A 17,023-nucleotide genomic window follows, 5' to 3' on the forward strand; every position below is an offset into this window, starting at 1 on the left:
CACAAGAAAAAAGCCCGAAAGCTTAATTTCTTATGAATCAATTTTCTCTACTTCATCAATACCATGTAACACATGGAGTTGTCGGCCATTGTCCCATTGAACAACCAAGGAACCAATATCATCTACATCTTCCACCGTTCCCAACATACCAATTGGCACTGGATTCGGGTCTTCCATTTTTAAGAGCCGCACCCTTGTTCCAGCAGGATACCGCTTTTTTAATAATTCTACAATCTTCGCATTCATGTTTGTTACCCTCACTTTCCTCTAAGTGAAAGACACTTCTTCCCAGATACGGTTGGTATCTTCGACAATCAGCTACAATTCCATATCAGCCATTTTTCTACTCATATCGGTTTCTTGAATGGAAGTTAGTAAGTTATGAACCTGGGTAGCTTCTTCCTGTTCTACACTGCCCAACTCTCGTTCTTGAGTCAAGGTTATAAATCCTTTGGATAAGAGGTCTAAGCGATTGTGGGCTTGTTCCAAGATGAGGTTGGCTTCTGCACTTGAATAGAGCATCATATGTTTCTCCTTTGGGGGATTTAATTTGGTCAATGGTATAATACCTCTAATCTGCATATTTATCCAGTTATAATAGATAATTATTATGCTTAATTTTGAAATTTTGATTCGAGTTCTTTCATCGCTTGGTCCAAATACTCTAGTTCCAAACATCCAAATTGTCTAGTCTTACGAGCACGCTCTATAGCGTTCCTCAATTCCTCTACCTCAGGAGAATTTTGTGGTAAATCGACCATTTTTTCAGACGGTCCCTTGAGATATTGGAGGGCTTCTGTTTCCGTCACCTTCTTATGCTTCGCTTGTTTCCTTCTCATACTCACTAACTGCTTCTTCAAGAGCTAAGGTCTTGCCCTCACGGATTAGCTGCACATCTGACTTTTCCGTCGCTTCCATATAACGTTTGACAATAACATCCACAAACTTCTCATCCAATTCAATACCATAACAAACCCGACCGGTCTGATCAGCCGCAATTAAGGTAGAGCCACTGCCTAAAAATGGGTCCAGGATAAGTGTCCCTCGCATGGAAGAATTCTGAATCGGATAAGCCATAAGCTGAACAGGTTTCATAGTTGGATGCTCTTTGCTGGATTTTGGACGGTCATATTCCCAAATGGTCGTCTGCTTTCTATCAGAAAACCATTGGTGTTTTCCTTTTTGTTTCCAGCCATAGAGCACAGGTTCATGTTGCCACTGGTAAGGGCTTCTACCTAATACCAGGGCATTCTTTTTCCAAACGCAACAACCGCTCAGATAAAAGCCAGCGTCCTTAAAGGCCTTTCTGAAGTTCAGCCCTTCTGTATCCGCATGGAAAACATAGATGGAAGCATCATCCTCCATGGACTGTTCTACGTTGACAAACATGTTAAAAAGGAACTGAAAGAAATCTGCATCGGACATATCATCATTTTTGATTTTACCCGCTGTTTCTTCCACATTAACATTGTAAGGAGGGTCAGTTACGACAAGGTTGGCCTTCTTATCTCCCAGGAGAAGCTGATAAGTTTCTGGCTTTGTAGAATCACCACAAATCACTCGGTGTTTCCCAAGATGCCAGATATCTCCTTGTTTCGAGATAGTCGGCTTTGTCAGCTCCCCATCTACATCAAAGTCATCTTCTTTCACTTCCTTGTTGTGAACTTTAGAAAATAGCTGATCGATTTCCGGGGCTTCAAAACCGGTTAGGTCTAAATTGAAATCCGCATCTTGCAAGTCCACCATCAGGTCTGCGAGAAGTTCTTCATTCCACGCGCCTGTGATTTTATTTAAAGCAACATTCAGGGCCTTTACCTTATTCTCATCCTCAATCCGAACCTGAACACATTGAACTTCTTTATAGCCTAAGTCAGATAAGACGGTCAGTCGTTGATGACCGCCAATCACAGTACCATCGTAGTTAACAATAATCGGTTCAACATAGCCAAACTCCACAATGGACTTCTTGATTTTTTCGTATTCCTTATCACCTTTTTTCAACTTCTTTCGTGGGTTATAAGCTGCAGGTTTTAATGTCCCAATGGGTAAAGTGACCCACTTCATATCTTGTGTAACTTTCATACTACCTCCTTAGTAAAAACGAGATTGAATATAGCAGGCATGGCTGCAAAACTTCCGGTTCGCATTGCCGTATGATAAAAAAGACTTACCGCAATGTTGGCAAGTCAATTCATAGTAAGCTGTATTTTGTTTCTGGTGTAACTCTGGATGGTCCTGCCACCAGTATCTCCGACAGGCATCCGAACAAAACTTCTTAGGTCGCCCAGTTCCTTTGGGGATAAAGGTTTCTTTACAGTGAAGGCAACAAGGAAGGCCACTGGCTTGGTCTTTTATCATCTTTGTGACGGCATTTCGATAGCCCAAAAGTTCTGGGTTTCGTTTGCAGTAATTGCGAACAGAATCCCTAGACAAACCGACTATCTTTCCAATTGATTGGTATCCCAAACCTTCAGAACGTAGTTTTCTAATTTGTTTTCTTTGAAAATCGTCCATTTTTGCCTCCTTTCTTTACTGAAATCTCTAACCTTTTAAACCATAAAACGAAAGAAAAACAAGCCATAATTTCTTGTTACAGCTTGTTTCTCAGTTACTTATTTCTTCAAAAAATATACCCCTTTTGCATTTTGCGAAACTGCGCGTTTAAGGGGGCCACGGTCTTTTGAGAGGCAACTCACAGAGATTTTATTCCCCCTACCCCTCGTCAGAAATCATAGTCATAAATTGGAGTATGGTCTTCGGTCACGGTTTTATGGTCATGACAGGATTTACAAAGAGGTTGCCAGTTTCCCTCATCCCAGAACAATTTTTGATTTCCTCGGTGAGGAACGATATGGTCCACCACCGTTGCCTGCCTGTAGCGATTCCGCTTCAAGCACCGTACGCAAAATGGATAAAGCTTCAAGAAGCGAAGCCTAGCTTTGTTCCATCGTGAATCGTACCCTTTTGCCTTCGTGGACTTTATTTCCAGTGAATGAAGGTCGCTGTGTTCCTCGCAATACTTGAAACCGTAAGGCACTAGCCTTGGACAGTTTGGATGCTTGCAAGGCAGAGCGGGTCGTCTTGGCATGGCCTTCACCCCTCTCTATATTCTTTCACATCTTAATCATATCACAATATTTCGTGCAAAGCAGTACCGACTTAGTACCGTATTAGTTCCAGGGTAGTTCCGCACTAGTTCCACCCTAGTACCGAGGTAGTTCCGTCTTTTCGATTTTTGCAGTTTTTACTTGACAAATAAAAAAGACGTGATTCAAAACGTCTTTCTAACTTATTTATAATTTTGCAAAGCTTTCTCTAGTGCAACATAATCACAATGAAATTTACTCAGAGCGCTCCCTTTTGCTATCGTTTTACTGTAGATTTTAGACGCATCCAAGATGATTTTGTCTTGTTTAGATTTACAAAACTCATGCTCCTTGTAAAATAGGAATTGGTAGTTCAATTCAAGAGTTTTGAATTCTATTTTCTTATACGCTCCCTCTACAACTGGAATCATTTTTCTAATATCTAAGACAGCAAGAATGTGATATTTTTTATCTAATAAGTTTGGATGATCACGATAAATTGCATTTTTCTCGTTGGAGTTCTTATCAACTAAATCGTAAATCATTAAATAATCACGACTTTGCATTCGTTGCTCTTTATGCTTTTCCTTCGCAGACGTTAATGGAATGAAATACTTGATATTTCCAATATCAACCAGTATACCTACGTATGGCTTTATCGTTGCTCTATAAGAAGGATGGTAATATACATTGGAATCAACTTGATATAGATATTCAATGTAATCATTGTCAATTTCATAAAAAGCAATAGAATCGTTTAAGAAGTTCACTAGAGTTTCTCCGTGTAATTTATATATAAAAAGCTAGGAAACTCCTAGCTTAGTTTCACTTTGGGATGTAGGCAGTGAATCGCCTCATTTAACGCTCACATTTGGGATGTAGGCAGTGAATCGCCTCATTTAACGCTCACATTTGGGATATAGGCAGTGAATCGCCTCATTTAACGCTCACATTTGGGATATAGGCAGTGAATCGCCTCTTTCTATAGTCATTATACAATAAGAAAGGGGGGTATGCAAGTGATTAGCAAAAATTTTTTCCACATTCTAAACAAAAACGGCCTACAGCAAGTTGTAAGCCATTTATTTTAGTCGGTTTATTCTGGTGTCTGCCACCCGCTTGGCCCTTATGTCCAAGATTAATATCAGATTGACCATGAGCCGACCACTCAAATTAAAAATTCTCATTTCATCACTCGGTTAATTTTTTGTTTACCAACAAGTCAGAACCGTCACTTGTCTCATCAAAGTGATGACATGAGAATATCTCATCTACATCATATTATACGTTAAGTAGACCTATTACGCAAATGAAAAACAATCCAAAGAACAACGAACCATGCGCCTGTAATAATTCTCCATTATGTATGCTGCCATATCTGAGATGGCTTCCTTTCTCACTGGCATACCCTGCATGTTGTAGGTTTGTTGATTATAAAGTGTTAAGAATTGAACCTTGATATGGTAGATATAAACTCCTGAAACAAATAAGGTAGATAGTATTTCAACTTCTAAGATTTTCAAGTGTAGTACCTCTTTCTGTTGATATTTCTAGTATAACTCAAAACAACTGATCAGGGATTGCTATCCTCTCAAATGTACAAAAAAATGCCTGAAATGACCATTTCTTGTATCTCAGACATTTTTAGGGCAGAAACTTCAAATATTTCTGCCCTCTATATTTAAGCTGGAAAACGATCTAGAATCTGGTCCAAAATTTCTTCTAAGCTTTCATCTTCGGGGTACATTTCCCAACCCCTGTCGTAACTAATGACTTCCTCACCGTCTACGTCCACTCCCAATTTAAAGATTCGTCCGTTGTCTATTCCATCCTCGAAAGGTTCAGTGCTTACCTTTGCTAGGTAAACCACCTTTCGATTGCGGCTTGTAAATATTTCTTCTTGCCACATGTTTCTGCCTCCTTAGTCCAACCAAGCGTAGTCGTCAACTTCCAACGTGGTAAAATCCGTATTTCTTAATTAAGCCCACTATTTTTTTCATGGCTTTTACCCCTTTTCTTTTTTTTGTGTGTATGTTACCGTACGACTCTTTATTTATCAAGTCATTAGCGAAGATTATTCAAAATTTTTTAAACTCCTATCTGGACCCGTAAAGCCCGGTCAATCCGCACCAGCCAGGCTTCTTCTCGAATGGTCAGGACCTTATTTTTTAACTGAAACTTATCCACCGTAAGAACCTGTTCTGCTAAAACCAAGCTGGACCATTTGAGCCCTTTGAAAACTTTCTTAGGTAGATACACATGAGTAGGCAGGTGCTTTTTCTTTTGAACCTGCTTGGTTAGGGGAACAACCGTAACCAAATGAGAATGGTCATTAGCTTTATTATTGCTGACGACGATAGCTGGTCGAATTCCCTGCTGAATATGACTGTTTTTCTGATTTCCAAAATCTACATAATAAATATCGCCTCGTTTACACATATGGTTCTCCTCTAACTAAGTAAAAAATCTTCTAATTGCTGGTTTCTGATAGCATAAATCAAACGGAGTTCCTTAACAGCCTTCTGCTTCCACCTGCTAATAGTACTCCGGCTGATATGGTACTTGACCATAAGGTTGTCCCAGCTTTCTGACTCAATAACTAAATCCGTCACAAATTCTGCCAAATCATCCGGAAGCTTACTGACAGCCACTTCAAAGAAATGCAATTCCTGAACTAAACGGCAGTAGCGCTTTGATAAATATTGATAAAGCTCCCGATTGGCTTTTTCTGTTTCTTCCTTGTAGGACAAAGCAATGACCTCACTGCGATAGGGATTCTTACTGGTTTGCACCTTTGGTTCATCGGACCGACCATAGACCATGGTGTCCAGCATCTCATTTTCTGAGATGCCGACAAAGTGATTTAACTGGCTGCGTAAGAGCTTCAGTTCCTTTTCCATGTTCTTATATTCATAGAAAAGGCTCTCTATTTTATCCATCCGCTTCCTCCTCTCTCAATTCATATTTGACGGCATCAATCAGGGATTGCTGAGAGATGTCCTTTTCTTTCAATCGTTTCATGACTTGTTCGTCCATTGTGCTCTTTGTAATGATGTGGTGAACAACCACCGTTTCTTTCTGCCCCTGACGCCAGAGCCTAGCATTGAGCTGTTGGTACAATTCCAAGGACCAAGTTAAGCCAAACCAACAAATGGTATGGCCGCCGGCTTGAAGATTAAGCCCATGACCGCTGCTTGCTGGGTGAATCAAACCAAGGGAAATCTTTCCCTTGTTCCATTCCTCAATATCCTGATTGCTTTGAATCACTCTAGCTTCTGGAAAGCGTTCCTTGATGCGTTTCAAATCATGCTGGAACCAATAAGCGACTAACAAAGGCTGGCCATTCATACTCTCCACCATTTCTTCAAGAGCCACTAACTTCTGATCATGCAAGAGTACCGCCTTTCGATTCTCATCATAAACCATGCCATTAGCCATCTGCAGTAATTTATTCGAAAGGCTGGCACTGTTTACGGCATCAAGTACCTGCCCCTTGAGAGAAACCATCATCTCTGTTTTAAACTCCTTATAAACTGCAAATTCTGGCTCCGACATCTCAACTAGAACTTCATTGTCCACTCGTTCTGGCATATTGAGATAATCCACTGCCTTCATAGAAATCGTCATATCCGCTATCTTGTCATAGATGTCTTCTTCTACGCCATCCTTTGGCTTATAAGAAAAGATAACCTGACCGTTTCGTTTGTCGGGGTCAAAATACTGATTGCGAAAAGCTGTGATGAAGCGTCCCAGGCGCTGTCCGCCATCTAAAATGCCAATCTCAGAAAATAGGTCCATGATGTTTCCAGGAGTTCCCGTCAGCCCAACCATGCGCTTGATTCTAAATCGAACTTTCCTAAGAGCCTTGAAGCGTTTAGCCTGATAAGACTTAAAGCTAGAGAGTTCATCAATCACCACCATATCAAAATCAAAGAGTTGATTCTGAATCAACCAGACAACATTTTCTCGGTTAATGGTATAGATAAAGGCTGCACGTGATAAAGCTGCTCTCCGTTCTGATTCACTGCCAATGGCAATGGAAATATCTAGCCCCTTTAAATGTTCCCACTTATCCAGCTCATTCTTCCAAGTATGACTGGCCACTCGAAGCGGGGCAATGACCAAGACTTTTCTGACCTCAAATGAATCCAATATCAAATTCCACAATGCCGTTAAGGTAATCACGGTCTTTCCCAATCCCATATCAAGAATCAAACAAGCTGTCTCATGCTCCTCAATGAATCGAGTCGCCACCTCTTGATAAGGATGTGCCTTGTATGTCATCCAGTATTTCTCCAATCTTTTCTTTATCATCCAACACATAAACTAGAAAACCTAGCTTTCTTAACTGCTCCATGCGCCTGACCTGAATTTTTCTTGGCTTTTCTCCTGGGGCTTTTAACTCCACAAAACCAATCTTTCCTTGAGGTAAAGCTACGATTCGATCAGGTACCCCTACCAAGCCAGGCGAGATAAACTTCATGGCAAGGCCACCCCGCTTTTTACTTTCTACTCTCAATTTTTCTTCAATTTCTCTTTCTCGCATCTTTCTTCTCCCAGGGTTTCCGATAAGGGTTGCCAAAAGGGTTCAAACTCCTTACGCGTGTACGGGTGCCCATCACCCCTATTTTACTAGTAGTAACACTACTCTCTTAGAGAAAATAGGAAACTAAGGAAACTCGTACTAGAGAAACCACTATTGGCAACGGCTTTGAGAGGTTTCCCATTCGGTTGCTGAAAGGTAAAATCGAAAACCTACGGAAACCAACTAAAGCTTCCCAAGTTGCCTTACGGCACCCGGACAAAAGCACGTTGAGTACCATACAGGGAAAACTTCATCTTACCAGTCGTGTTTCCTGTGTACTTATTCCAGCCACCGATTTTATTTAGAATCCCTTCAATTTCATAGGAATCAGCCTTTTTGATATTCTGTCGTTCCTTACCGAAGCACTCACACCAAATTTCCATAATGCAGACTCGCTCACGTTGCTCCGTTCCCTTCAAAGTCTGACTGCCAAAGTCACTCCCAGCCAAGAAAGTCCGCCGCTCATATAAGTCCATCTTGGACCAGTTATCTGGCAATAAAGTATCCAGATACTCAGCCACAATGCCTTCTCGGTCATCCGATTCCATAGCTTCCTGTCGCTCTTTATTCGCTTCATTTTCTGCTTTTCCTTTTAGAAACAATTCCTCTCCTGCTTCATAATAGACCTTGGCTTCTGCCCACAATTGGTCTACATCGACTAGCTCCCAAGGCTTTAACTGACTGGCATCGGACACTCGAATCGGCCAAAAGCGACGGTTCCCAGTCACGTCTCGCAAGAAGCCACCTTCTGAATTGGTTGAACCCACAATAATACAAGTGCGTGGGTGACTTTCGACATTCACCCCATAGGCTTGACGGAACTTATCATCCTGGCGAGATATAAAGGATTTGACAGTCTCCACATCTGTTTTTCGGATTCCAGTCATCTCGGAAATCTCAAGAATCCAATAGCCTTGCAGCTTTTCTGCTGCAGTCTTATCCCGCATGTCTGAAATCGCCAGAGAATCCGAGAACCATTCTTTACCTAACTTAAGAAAAAAGGTTGATTTCCCTATTCCTTGCGGTCCATTTAATACCAAGATAGAATCAAATTTAATGCCGGGTTCATAAATTCTTGCTATCGCAGCCACCATAGTTTTTCTCATAACAGCTCGTGTATAAGCAGTGTCCTTTGCCCCAAGGTAAACGATAAGAAGCGAATCAATCCGCTCAACCCCATCCCAAACCAAAGGTTCTAGGTATTCCTTAATAGGATGGTAGAGCCGGTAAGATGTCACCACAGCTAAAAGAGCATCCTTGAACTTGGTTGGTGACCAAATACCATAGACACGCTCAAAGTAGAGTTTGGCATTAGCTAAGTCCGAATCATTCCAGCCTGGGCGTGACCGTCTCCAAGGGAGCTCACCAATCACATCAATGACATTCTTGAATTCGTTGTAGACAATATTTTGAAGGTTGGGGTCAAAATGGAGAATGGTCGCAATGTTGGATAAGGTATCCTTAACGCGGCCAGTCTTATCCAGCTCTAAGCTCGCCTGCCAATTCTCCGTATCAGCGAATTCCAAAGTCGCATCTGCTAAGCGCTCTTTTGCCAGTGTCTCCCTGGTCGCATCATCTTTTAGGACATAATCCTGCATAGCCTTATAAGACGGTTGCTTAGCTGAGTCTTTCTTTTCCTCATCATCCTGATCACCAAAGAGATGGAGGCGAACCAGGTCAAAAGCCGATAAAAGCCTGTGACCATAAGGGTCGGTCGCATGGTGGCTATAAGAAAATTTGTCATCATAAAGAACAACCCCAGCACTGGTTGTGGCATGAATATAATCAAAACGACCTGGAATGCTGGAAGGTTTGTAAACATCTCCTAGAAATTTTTCAATTGCTTCTGTAATAGTGTAGGTTCGGTTAAAAGCCCCAATCAAGCCAGATTTTCCAAGAGGGTCTGCTTGTTTGGCAATGGCCCGCTCCAGTAGCTTGTTCTGCCGGCTGGATACAGGCCACTCAGTCGTATCTTTCCAATTCTGATAGCGTGCTAAAACCGTGTCCGGACTGAGGAAGTCACCCTCTAATTTCTTAAAGATAAACTCCCCATCTTGCGAGGTTGAAGGCCAATACATGATGCGACTTGGTTCATAGGTCGTATCATCAAATAGCTCCATACCGATATCTTCAGCCACTTTTCTGGCAACAGCCTGGTATTCCTCAGCCGTTACTTCCCGAGATAAGGGGATAATCAAACGTAGCCTTGGATGCTCTTTGGTATGTTTATGTGTTGAATAGAAATAGGCAAAGAAAGAAAAGAAGAGTTCGACTTCATCCATAATGCCAGGTGTCGCAAAGTCCATATCCAGAGTCAGGGCAGAACGAGACAGTACGGCATCTTTCTTTCGTCTTCCTTTGTCAAGTTTTCCTAAAACAAAGCCGCCGACATCTTTAATATTATCTTGTTTTGATTTCGCTAGTTTCTTATACTCTGCAACGGTCTCAGCCGTTCGGATAGTGGTTGAAATGCGGGCTTCAAACTGCTCCAAGCTATAACTGGTTTGCGTCCAAATCTTATCGGTTCGTTTGTTTCCTAATGAAATGGTAAGTTCCATTCTTTCCTCCTTAATCTTTCTTATAAAATTCACAGGCATAGCCGTCGGCTCGTAAAGGCAGACCTTCGGCCCAGTTTGGCTTTGTGGCAAGTAGCTGGCAGACTTTTCCCACACTCTCTTCTCTCACTTCGACCACCACTTCATCATGCACATGAAGAACAATAGCTAATCCCTTTTGCTCGAGCTGCACCATGCCATAGGCCAATAAATCTCGGGCGATACCCTGAACAATATTTTCCACTAACTTTGGTCCATAGGTCTCAAGCCTTGTCCATTTCTTACTCTCTCCAATCCCTTCATAGGTCAAGCCGGGCTTGCCAAATGCGTTCATTCCCATGCGAGGTTTTACATAAGCTAATTTACGACCTGAAGGCAACGTAATAAAGAGCATGCCAGATTGATAGCTGATGACGAGATTCTTAATCTTCTTCGGGTCTCTTGTTTCGTATACCTGCTTTGCGACCTTATCTATTTCCCACCAAAAATCGACAATATGTGGATTGGCTGACCGCCACTGATTGACGAGCGGCTGCAACTCCTCTTCTTCCAGTCCCATATCCAGTGCTCCCATAGCGGTTAAAGCGCCAACTGAACCACCATAGCCAAGAGCCAGCTCCGCAATCTTACCTTTTTGGCGAAGGTGGCTATTAACACCGTGTTTCTCAACCGGTACTCCAAACATAGAAGACGCAGATGCGCAATAGATATCCCCGCCCTGTTCAAAAACATCTAGCCGCCAAGATTCTCCAGACAGCCAAGCCAACACTCGAGCTTCAATCGCTGCAAAGTCAGCAACGATAAACTGATGACCTGATTTAGGGACAAAGGCAGTCCGGATGAGTTCGGAGAGGACACTAGGAACATTGTCATAGAGAGTATCCAAGGTTTCAAACTGACCTTCTTTGACAAGCGTTCTAGCAAGGGACAAATCCTTGAGTTTGTTCTGGGGAAGGTTCTGCACTTGGACCAATCGTCCAGCCCAGAGGCCGGTTCTATTGGCTCCGTAGAACTGCAAGAGCCCGTGTACTCGTCCATCTGAACAAACACAGCGTTCGATAGCCTGGTATTTCTTGACGGAGGTCTTGGACATCAAGAGACGCAGCTTTAACATTTCAAGCACTTCTCCCTCTGCTTCTTTGAGATGCTTCGTCACCTCTTTCTTTCCTAGCGAGTCCATGAAAACTCCCTGTTCTTCTAACCATCCCTTTAGTTGAGAGACAGAGTTAGGATTTTCTAGGCCACTTATCTCATAGGCACGCTTCGTCACTTGCTCCTTATAAGAGAGGTCACAAAGAATGGCCTGTTCAACCAACTGCAAGTCTACTTCTATGCCTCGGTCATTGATTTCCTGATCCAGCTGATAGAGAAACTGTTCACTTTCAAGCAAGGGATAATTTCTTAAGCGCTCTCGAATGGCTTGTTCCACCTCCACATCTCGCTTGCAGTAACGTTTAAATAATTCCCAGTCCTCAGGCGCATGATGGGGGAAATTCCGCTCCCGCATACCATTTACTTTCGTTCCTTTACAGGGCAGGCAGAAATAGCGAATCAGCCTGCTTCCCTCTTTCATCTTTTGTTCTTCTATGTTGAGAACTCGTCCCACTCCTTCAAGGGATAATGGTAGGCCCAGACTTGCTGCAAGCACTGCCGTACACGACCAGGACCTGGCTGAGAGATGCTCTCCTAGAAACTTGGAAAGACAGACCCTCTCAAAGTTGGCATTGAAGGCCGTTTTTATAATGGCATCATCGAGTAGAGCTAAGAGAATCTCCTCCGGAATCTGCACCCCCTGAGCCAAGTCTACCACCTGCGTTTCGTTTTCGTCCTCCTTATAGGCAAAGAGCAAAATCTCAAATGCTGGGCTATCCACATAGCGGTAAACACCGCATTTTGTTAAGTCTACATCTGAATAAGTTTCAATATCAATGCTTAGAGTTTTCATCCGTCCTCCAATAGGTAAAGAGGTGGAGACCCACCTCAGGCTAGAAAGTCGTCATCATCCAAGGTATCGAATTCATCTTCTGCGCGAACTCGGCCACCTAGTGGCTCTCCATCTTTCAATTTTTGAATGTTTCCAAGACCAGCTGCAACCCCACGATTTCCGTTGGAATTAAAACCATAGAAGGTAACAGAAACCCGACCATAACAGCCTGAATAGACTTCCGCCTGGTCAAGAATCGGCTGCACCTGCTGGTCTACGACCTGCGGCTTTTGTTTGGAATTACAGTTAATGAAATAGCTATTGGCATAAGCTTCATCATCCGGCCGGTCAATATCTCCATCTCGGAGTGGCAGTTTCAGATTGGCTGGAATTTTCCCGCCAAATTTTGAAATAGCTTCTTGTTTCGCTTGCTCTACAGCTTGTTGGATTTTCTGAATGGTGGCCTTATCGCTCTTTGGAATAATGACCGATACAGAATATTTTGGTTCAGAACCATTAATGGATTGCGGTTCCCATACATTGGCATAGGACAGACGGCCAGGGACGATTACTTTTGTTTCTTTTGACATATTAGTTTCCTCCAAATTCAGCTGCTGCTGGAATATATTCTTTTCGTTTATCATTTTCAGGAACAAGGGTTAACTTGCCCTGAGGTTTGCGAACCAAGTGACTTAACACTCGGTTAAATTCTTTTTTGCCCATCCGTTTCTCGAGTTCAGTCAGAGAAACCAGACTTTGTTTATAGATATCGGTGAAGCCTTCTGCCTCTGCTAGTTTGGCCACTTCATCTTCATCAGTGAACTGACGGATAGAGCGGCCTTCAACGAGCTTAAACCCATTCCATGATTTATGAGTATCAATGGCCACCTTGGTCGCATAGTCTTTCACCTCTGTCGCCCATTTGACCAGGTCATCCACATGAAGAAGAATTTCTTCAATCTCGCCATCCGTCAAAAGATGAGGGGAAGCCAACTGGAATTGTTCAAGCTCTTTATGATAGTCCATTCGTGCCCTAAGAACAGCATTACAAGGAGAGAACTGACACCAAGGACCATAGGTGACCTCCCCTTCTCCTTTAAAGGCCAGTTCAGCCTTCGGTTTCAGCTCCGTCTCAGCCCACTCTAGCAAATCTTCTCGCTGTAAAATGGCCGTTGAGACATTGCCTTTTCGTGGCTGAAAAATGGTCATCTTGATGTCCTCAATATCATAGAGAGCATCATAGAGCTCCAAGGCTCCCAGGGCATAGAGCTTCATCTGCGGGTTGTTCTCGGCTTCAACAAGGACACCTTTACCATACTTAAAGTCAACGACATGAAGAATGTTGTCTGCCACAATGACGCAGTCAGCCGTCCCAAATCCTTCTGGAACATAGAGAGAAAAATCAACTTTCTGCTCAATGAGAACAATTGGATCACTGGTACTTTGTTTTAGTTGTTCAAACTCATCTATGATGAAGGCAACATAATCTTCCGTGGCTTGTTCCATCTCAAGCGTCAATTCACCTTCAGGTTCTTCTGCTTCTATCCGAAGTGCACTTTTCAGCTTATACTCAGCTAGAGCATGGGCCAGTGTCCCCTCTTCTGCTGCAGGATTAGTCTTGTGTTCAAAGAATTCCTCTAAGCGAGCAAGAGGCGGCACCGTCAGCCAGCGGTGGCTGGAGGATGCTGATAATAGAGCGTGTTGTTTTTCTGCCATATCAGAGTCCTTTCGCATCTTCAAGAAGTGAAGAATAGCGCTTTTCTTCTACTGCAGAGAGCTTGTTTGCTCCATACTTTTGAAGGAGTTCTCGTACCTGTTCTGTCTTGCCTACCCGAGATTTTTCAGCCAGAACTTTGCGGATATCTTCAATGGAGATAGTTGGTGATGAAACCTTTTCAGTTTTTTTAACAGATACTTCATCTGTAGGGTTGACTGCACCACATAGTTCTTCCAGACTGTCTGCCAGCATCCGTAAGTTGGAGATAACGGTTTCTAGTCTTTTCATTTGTGCCATAGCTTTTCCTTTCTTATTCTAAGAACATGCTTGGAAACTTCGACCAAACAGAATCTTTAGTATTAGTAACTTTTGGATTCTTTTCTCCTGCATAGCGAACCTTATGTCCGCTGCATTGGAGTGCAAACAAAGGTTCTACCCGGTCATCAATTTCCATGGTATGTGGATTAATAGGCTGACCATTCTCATGGAATAATCGGAAAGTTTTTCCCAACTCTTTCGCCGTTTCAATCTCATACTTCATACCTTGAGAGATATTGGGACCATAGACCCAAATCTCATCGCACCGCTTTAAAAGCTCCTGCCCCATGGTTAGCCCTTGAATTCGCTCTTCAGGATTTCGGTCATTTAAGAACTGTGTCAAAAGTAAATGTGGAGCAAGGGGCACATAACCAGCTTTGGAAGCTTGCTTAGAATAGGCAATGGCCTTCTTTTCATTTTCTGCAACATTCCCTCGGTAGGGTGAACATATAAATACTGTTTTCATTCGGAAAAATCCGTCCTTCATCATTTTTTTGGAGTTACTGGTGATGGCCATCTCCGACTCACAAGACTAGTATAAAACCATTTGGTGAAATATAACAGAGCAAAAAATGAAGGTCTTTTAAACCTAAGAATGCGGGTTTAGAAGTCTCCCCTTATGTAAAAAGCCTATTAAAATGCAAAAAAGAACCCTTCAAAAAATGAAGGGTTCAAAATAATTTTTTCAAATCGTTTTGACATCCATGGATGATAGGAGCTGATTCACCTCTTCCAAGGACAGGTGGTAACAATTCCTAAGTATCATTTTGTAAGCACTATGGTGAGGAACCTGATTGTTAAAACGGCAATTGCTTTTCTCAATCAGATCAAAACTAAAGTCTGGATAAAGTTTTAATGCGATACACACCGCCACAATATTCTCTATCTTATTCACATTGTCATGTTGCGTTTCCATTCGAGCGATGGTAGAGATACTGAGACCACTGTATTCAACCAACTTCTCTTGACTGCAATGTTTCCGATCTCGATGGGAACGCATGGTCCCACAAAAGTGATTAGGAAGCGTAGCCATGATGCGCATAATCTCCGGGAAAATCTGACCTGTGTATTCCGGAAGGGAACGAATCTCGATCAGGTGTTCAGAGAAGTCCAGCTCAATGTTTAACTCAGGTAAGTTTCCACGGTACAGGATATAGTTATTAAAGTCCATGGAGCTGATGCTCTGTTTCCCTTTGTAGTGAATGTCAAATACCAGACAGCACTCATCCATGTGGGAATAAGCATAGTCCGTCATCTGATAAACACCCAGTTCAATCTTTTTGACATACTTCTCACTGTTTAGGCAGAAATGCGAGTCAACATAAACATACCTTCCTGAATCCATGACCTCCCGAAAGCGGTCATTGTGAAAGTTGAGATGGCAAGCATTTTGAAAGGAGATGGTAAAAGTCTGGTTATTTTGAATAGCATTGGCTTCAAAGGTATAACTCTTGATGTAATGGTGACCCATATACTTGTATATACCCTCAAATTCCGTATAACCTAACTGCATCAACCGAATTTTAACCGCCCAGCGTGAAACATGAAAAAAGTGAGCTAGGTCATCTATTACCTTCTTCAACATCTTCACACGATCAGCTGAATCAAACTTCAAAGAATGTTTTCTTACCAACTTCTGCACCATCATCTTGGTGGTTTTCTGAGGCATCAGAATCCGAGCAGCTATGCCATTTGCCTGCCACTCCATCCAGTCATAAGGCGTCCACTTCCCCTCTTTAATAGCGGGAGGGTTCAACTGACTGGAAAATTTGGTTTCCTCACTCCCTAACAAACTCCTGAATTCATTATGCGTCCGGTGCAAGAGCCAATGGACACACTCATGAATAATGGTGTTGTTATAGCTTCCTTGATTCCGAAGTCCTTTAACCTGTGGATCCACTAAGACGGTCCCGCCTGGCACCATTCTTTTTAATTCTTGATCGTTTTCAAAGAAAGTCACTAAACTATCTTTAAAAACCATCTCACCAAAGATAGAGCCATCTTTCGACAAAGTTCCTTCCTCAATAACGACTCCTAGCTTTTCTGCAAAGTCGTAAATCGGAAGGCCCATCGGAGAAACTAGCATATCAGGATAATAAGCCTCTAAAATGCCCTCAGCGATTTTGTCCATATCCTTGGATCGGATATAAGGAACAAATTCAGTTGAGAAATACGGAATCGGTCCCTTCTCATTTGAATGAACATACGATTTGATTTGTAAGATTTCCAGTTGAGATAGTCCATTTTCTAAGTGATACCTGATCCTCACGAACAACTGTATATCCGCATTATCCAACTCCATATCAAACTTCGTCTGAACACGGACGGCCAGATGAGCTATCACTTTCAGGTCCGATTCGATCAAACCATTTACTAGATTACTAGCTAACATCTTTTTGATGGTAAAAGCGTCTAACTTGATGGAGAGGATTCGCCCCTTTCGACGGCTAGGAATTTCAATAGACTCTCTATGGTTAAAAACATAGGAATGAAGCTCAATAAATAAATAATTATAAAAATTATTTTGGATGGTTGATATAAACGACATACGAATGCCTCCCTTGAAATTTATTTATACTCACTAAAAATCTAAAGGAAACTAGAAAGTGAAGCAAGATCTAGCTCACAAAGTTTCACTTCGATTTATTCAGAGTATTATAGGTTTTGTATATCCCATAATAAGTTTGTTATTTCAACCTTTTTATAAGCAACTTCTATGCTTTATTTTCATCTTGCTATATTTAGTATATCAAATTCAAAAAAATTTTTAAAGTATTTTCAAAAATTTTTTTGAATTCTATCCATCCACTTCAATCACATAGGACTTATGGTCCGATT

At 42.1% G+C, this 17,023-nt stretch carries 20 protein-coding genes; all 20 read right to left on the reverse strand.

The features are described 5' to 3' along the window. Nucleotides 1-30: 30 nt before the first annotated feature. Nucleotides 31-246 (reverse strand): DUF4314 domain-containing protein, encoded by a 216-nt coding sequence (locus BTU61_RS00645; RefSeq protein ID WP_000992184.1) that lies wholly within the window; start codon nucleotides 244-246, stop codon nucleotides 31-33. A gap of 72 nt (nucleotides 247-318) precedes the next feature. Continuing rightward, the gene (locus BTU61_RS00650; RefSeq protein WP_234700060.1) at nucleotides 319-525 is read right to left on the reverse strand and encodes a hypothetical protein; all 207 of its coding nucleotides are present in this window, start codon (nucleotides 523-525) and stop codon (nucleotides 319-321) included. Between the two features lie 89 nt (nucleotides 526-614). Then, a complete protein-coding gene (locus tag BTU61_RS00655) occupies nucleotides 615-839 on the reverse strand; it encodes an XRE family transcriptional regulator (RefSeq protein ID WP_200771895.1) in 225 nt (74 codons plus the stop codon). Continuing rightward, complete coding sequence (locus tag BTU61_RS00660) at nucleotides 814-2,082, reverse strand: site-specific DNA-methyltransferase (protein ID WP_200771896.1); 1,269 nt, start codon at nucleotides 2,080-2,082, stop codon at nucleotides 814-816. Before BTU61_RS00660 ends, BTU61_RS00655 begins: the two co-directional genes overlap by 26 nt. Before the next feature lie 9 nt (nucleotides 2,083-2,091). Further along, nucleotides 2,092-2,514 (reverse strand): helix-turn-helix domain-containing protein, encoded by a 423-nt coding sequence (locus tag BTU61_RS00665; RefSeq protein ID WP_037596717.1) that lies wholly within the window; start codon nucleotides 2,512-2,514, stop codon nucleotides 2,092-2,094. 208 nt (nucleotides 2,515-2,722) lie between these two features. Next, nucleotides 2,723-3,088, reverse strand: a complete 366-nt coding sequence (locus BTU61_RS00670) for an HNH endonuclease signature motif containing protein (protein WP_200771897.1) — start codon at nucleotides 3,086-3,088, stop codon at nucleotides 2,723-2,725. A 201-nt stretch (nucleotides 3,089-3,289) separates the two neighbouring features. Next, nucleotides 3,290-3,856 (reverse strand): type III toxin-antitoxin system ToxN/AbiQ family toxin, encoded by a 567-nt coding sequence (locus BTU61_RS00675; RefSeq protein ID WP_200771898.1) that lies wholly within the window; start codon nucleotides 3,854-3,856, stop codon nucleotides 3,290-3,292. A 531-nt stretch (nucleotides 3,857-4,387) separates the two neighbouring features. Further along, nucleotides 4,388-4,609 (reverse strand): hypothetical protein, encoded by a 222-nt coding sequence (locus tag BTU61_RS00680; RefSeq protein ID WP_200771899.1) that lies wholly within the window; start codon nucleotides 4,607-4,609, stop codon nucleotides 4,388-4,390. Between the two features lie 158 nt (nucleotides 4,610-4,767). Further along, complete coding sequence (locus BTU61_RS00685) at nucleotides 4,768-4,995, reverse strand: DUF7678 domain-containing protein (protein ID WP_200771900.1); 228 nt, start codon at nucleotides 4,993-4,995, stop codon at nucleotides 4,768-4,770. 179 nt (nucleotides 4,996-5,174) lie between these two features. Beyond that, nucleotides 5,175-5,525, reverse strand: a complete 351-nt coding sequence (locus BTU61_RS00690; RefSeq protein ID WP_200771901.1) for a type II toxin-antitoxin system PemK/MazF family toxin — start codon at nucleotides 5,523-5,525, stop codon at nucleotides 5,175-5,177. 11 nt (nucleotides 5,526-5,536) lie between these two features. Next, nucleotides 5,537-6,025, reverse strand: coding sequence for a hypothetical protein (locus BTU61_RS00695; protein WP_200771902.1), 489 nt, complete (start codon nucleotides 6,023-6,025; stop codon nucleotides 5,537-5,539). After that, nucleotides 6,018-7,370, reverse strand: a complete 1,353-nt coding sequence (locus BTU61_RS00700; RefSeq protein WP_200771903.1) for a DEAD/DEAH box helicase — start codon at nucleotides 7,368-7,370, stop codon at nucleotides 6,018-6,020. The genes BTU61_RS00695 and BTU61_RS00700 overlap by 8 nt, the downstream gene beginning before the upstream one ends. Then, on the reverse strand, nucleotides 7,321-7,632 hold the full coding sequence (locus BTU61_RS00705; RefSeq protein WP_200771904.1) for a VRR-NUC domain-containing protein: 312 nt from the start codon (nucleotides 7,630-7,632) through the stop codon (nucleotides 7,321-7,323). The genes BTU61_RS00700 and BTU61_RS00705 overlap by 50 nt, the downstream gene beginning before the upstream one ends. A gap of 242 nt (nucleotides 7,633-7,874) precedes the next feature. Beyond that, nucleotides 7,875-10,229: a virulence-associated E family protein gene (locus BTU61_RS00710; RefSeq protein ID WP_200771905.1), complete on the reverse strand. Its 2,355-nt coding sequence runs from the start codon at nucleotides 10,227-10,229 to the stop codon at nucleotides 7,875-7,877. A gap of 10 nt (nucleotides 10,230-10,239) precedes the next feature. Then, nucleotides 10,240-12,171, reverse strand: a complete 1,932-nt coding sequence (locus tag BTU61_RS00715; protein WP_200771906.1) for a DNA polymerase — start codon at nucleotides 12,169-12,171, stop codon at nucleotides 10,240-10,242. 35 nt (nucleotides 12,172-12,206) lie between these two features. Continuing rightward, nucleotides 12,207-12,740 (reverse strand): DUF2815 family protein, encoded by a 534-nt coding sequence (locus BTU61_RS00720; RefSeq protein ID WP_200771907.1) that lies wholly within the window; start codon nucleotides 12,738-12,740, stop codon nucleotides 12,207-12,209. A 1-nt stretch (nucleotide 12,741) separates the two neighbouring features. Beyond that, complete coding sequence (locus BTU61_RS00725; protein ID WP_200771908.1) at nucleotides 12,742-13,884, reverse strand: DUF2800 domain-containing protein; 1,143 nt, start codon at nucleotides 13,882-13,884, stop codon at nucleotides 12,742-12,744. Then, the gene (locus tag BTU61_RS00730; protein WP_200771909.1) at nucleotides 13,868-14,164 is read right to left on the reverse strand and encodes an rRNA biogenesis protein rrp5; all 297 of its coding nucleotides are present in this window, start codon (nucleotides 14,162-14,164) and stop codon (nucleotides 13,868-13,870) included. The genes BTU61_RS00725 and BTU61_RS00730 overlap by 17 nt, the downstream gene beginning before the upstream one ends. Before the next feature lie 13 nt (nucleotides 14,165-14,177). Continuing rightward, nucleotides 14,178-14,675, reverse strand: coding sequence for a DUF7768 domain-containing protein (locus BTU61_RS00735; protein ID WP_200772067.1), 498 nt, complete (start codon nucleotides 14,673-14,675; stop codon nucleotides 14,178-14,180). Nucleotides 14,676-14,870: 195 nt separating this feature from the next. Continuing rightward, the gene (locus tag BTU61_RS00740; protein ID WP_200771910.1) at nucleotides 14,871-16,733 is read right to left on the reverse strand and encodes an XRE family transcriptional regulator; all 1,863 of its coding nucleotides are present in this window, start codon (nucleotides 16,731-16,733) and stop codon (nucleotides 14,871-14,873) included. Nucleotides 16,734-17,023: the final 290 nt, after the last annotated feature.

Source organism: Streptococcus lactarius, from assembly GCF_016642265.1.
Taxonomy (GTDB): Bacteria; Bacillota; Bacilli; order Lactobacillales; family Streptococcaceae; genus Streptococcus; species Streptococcus lactarius.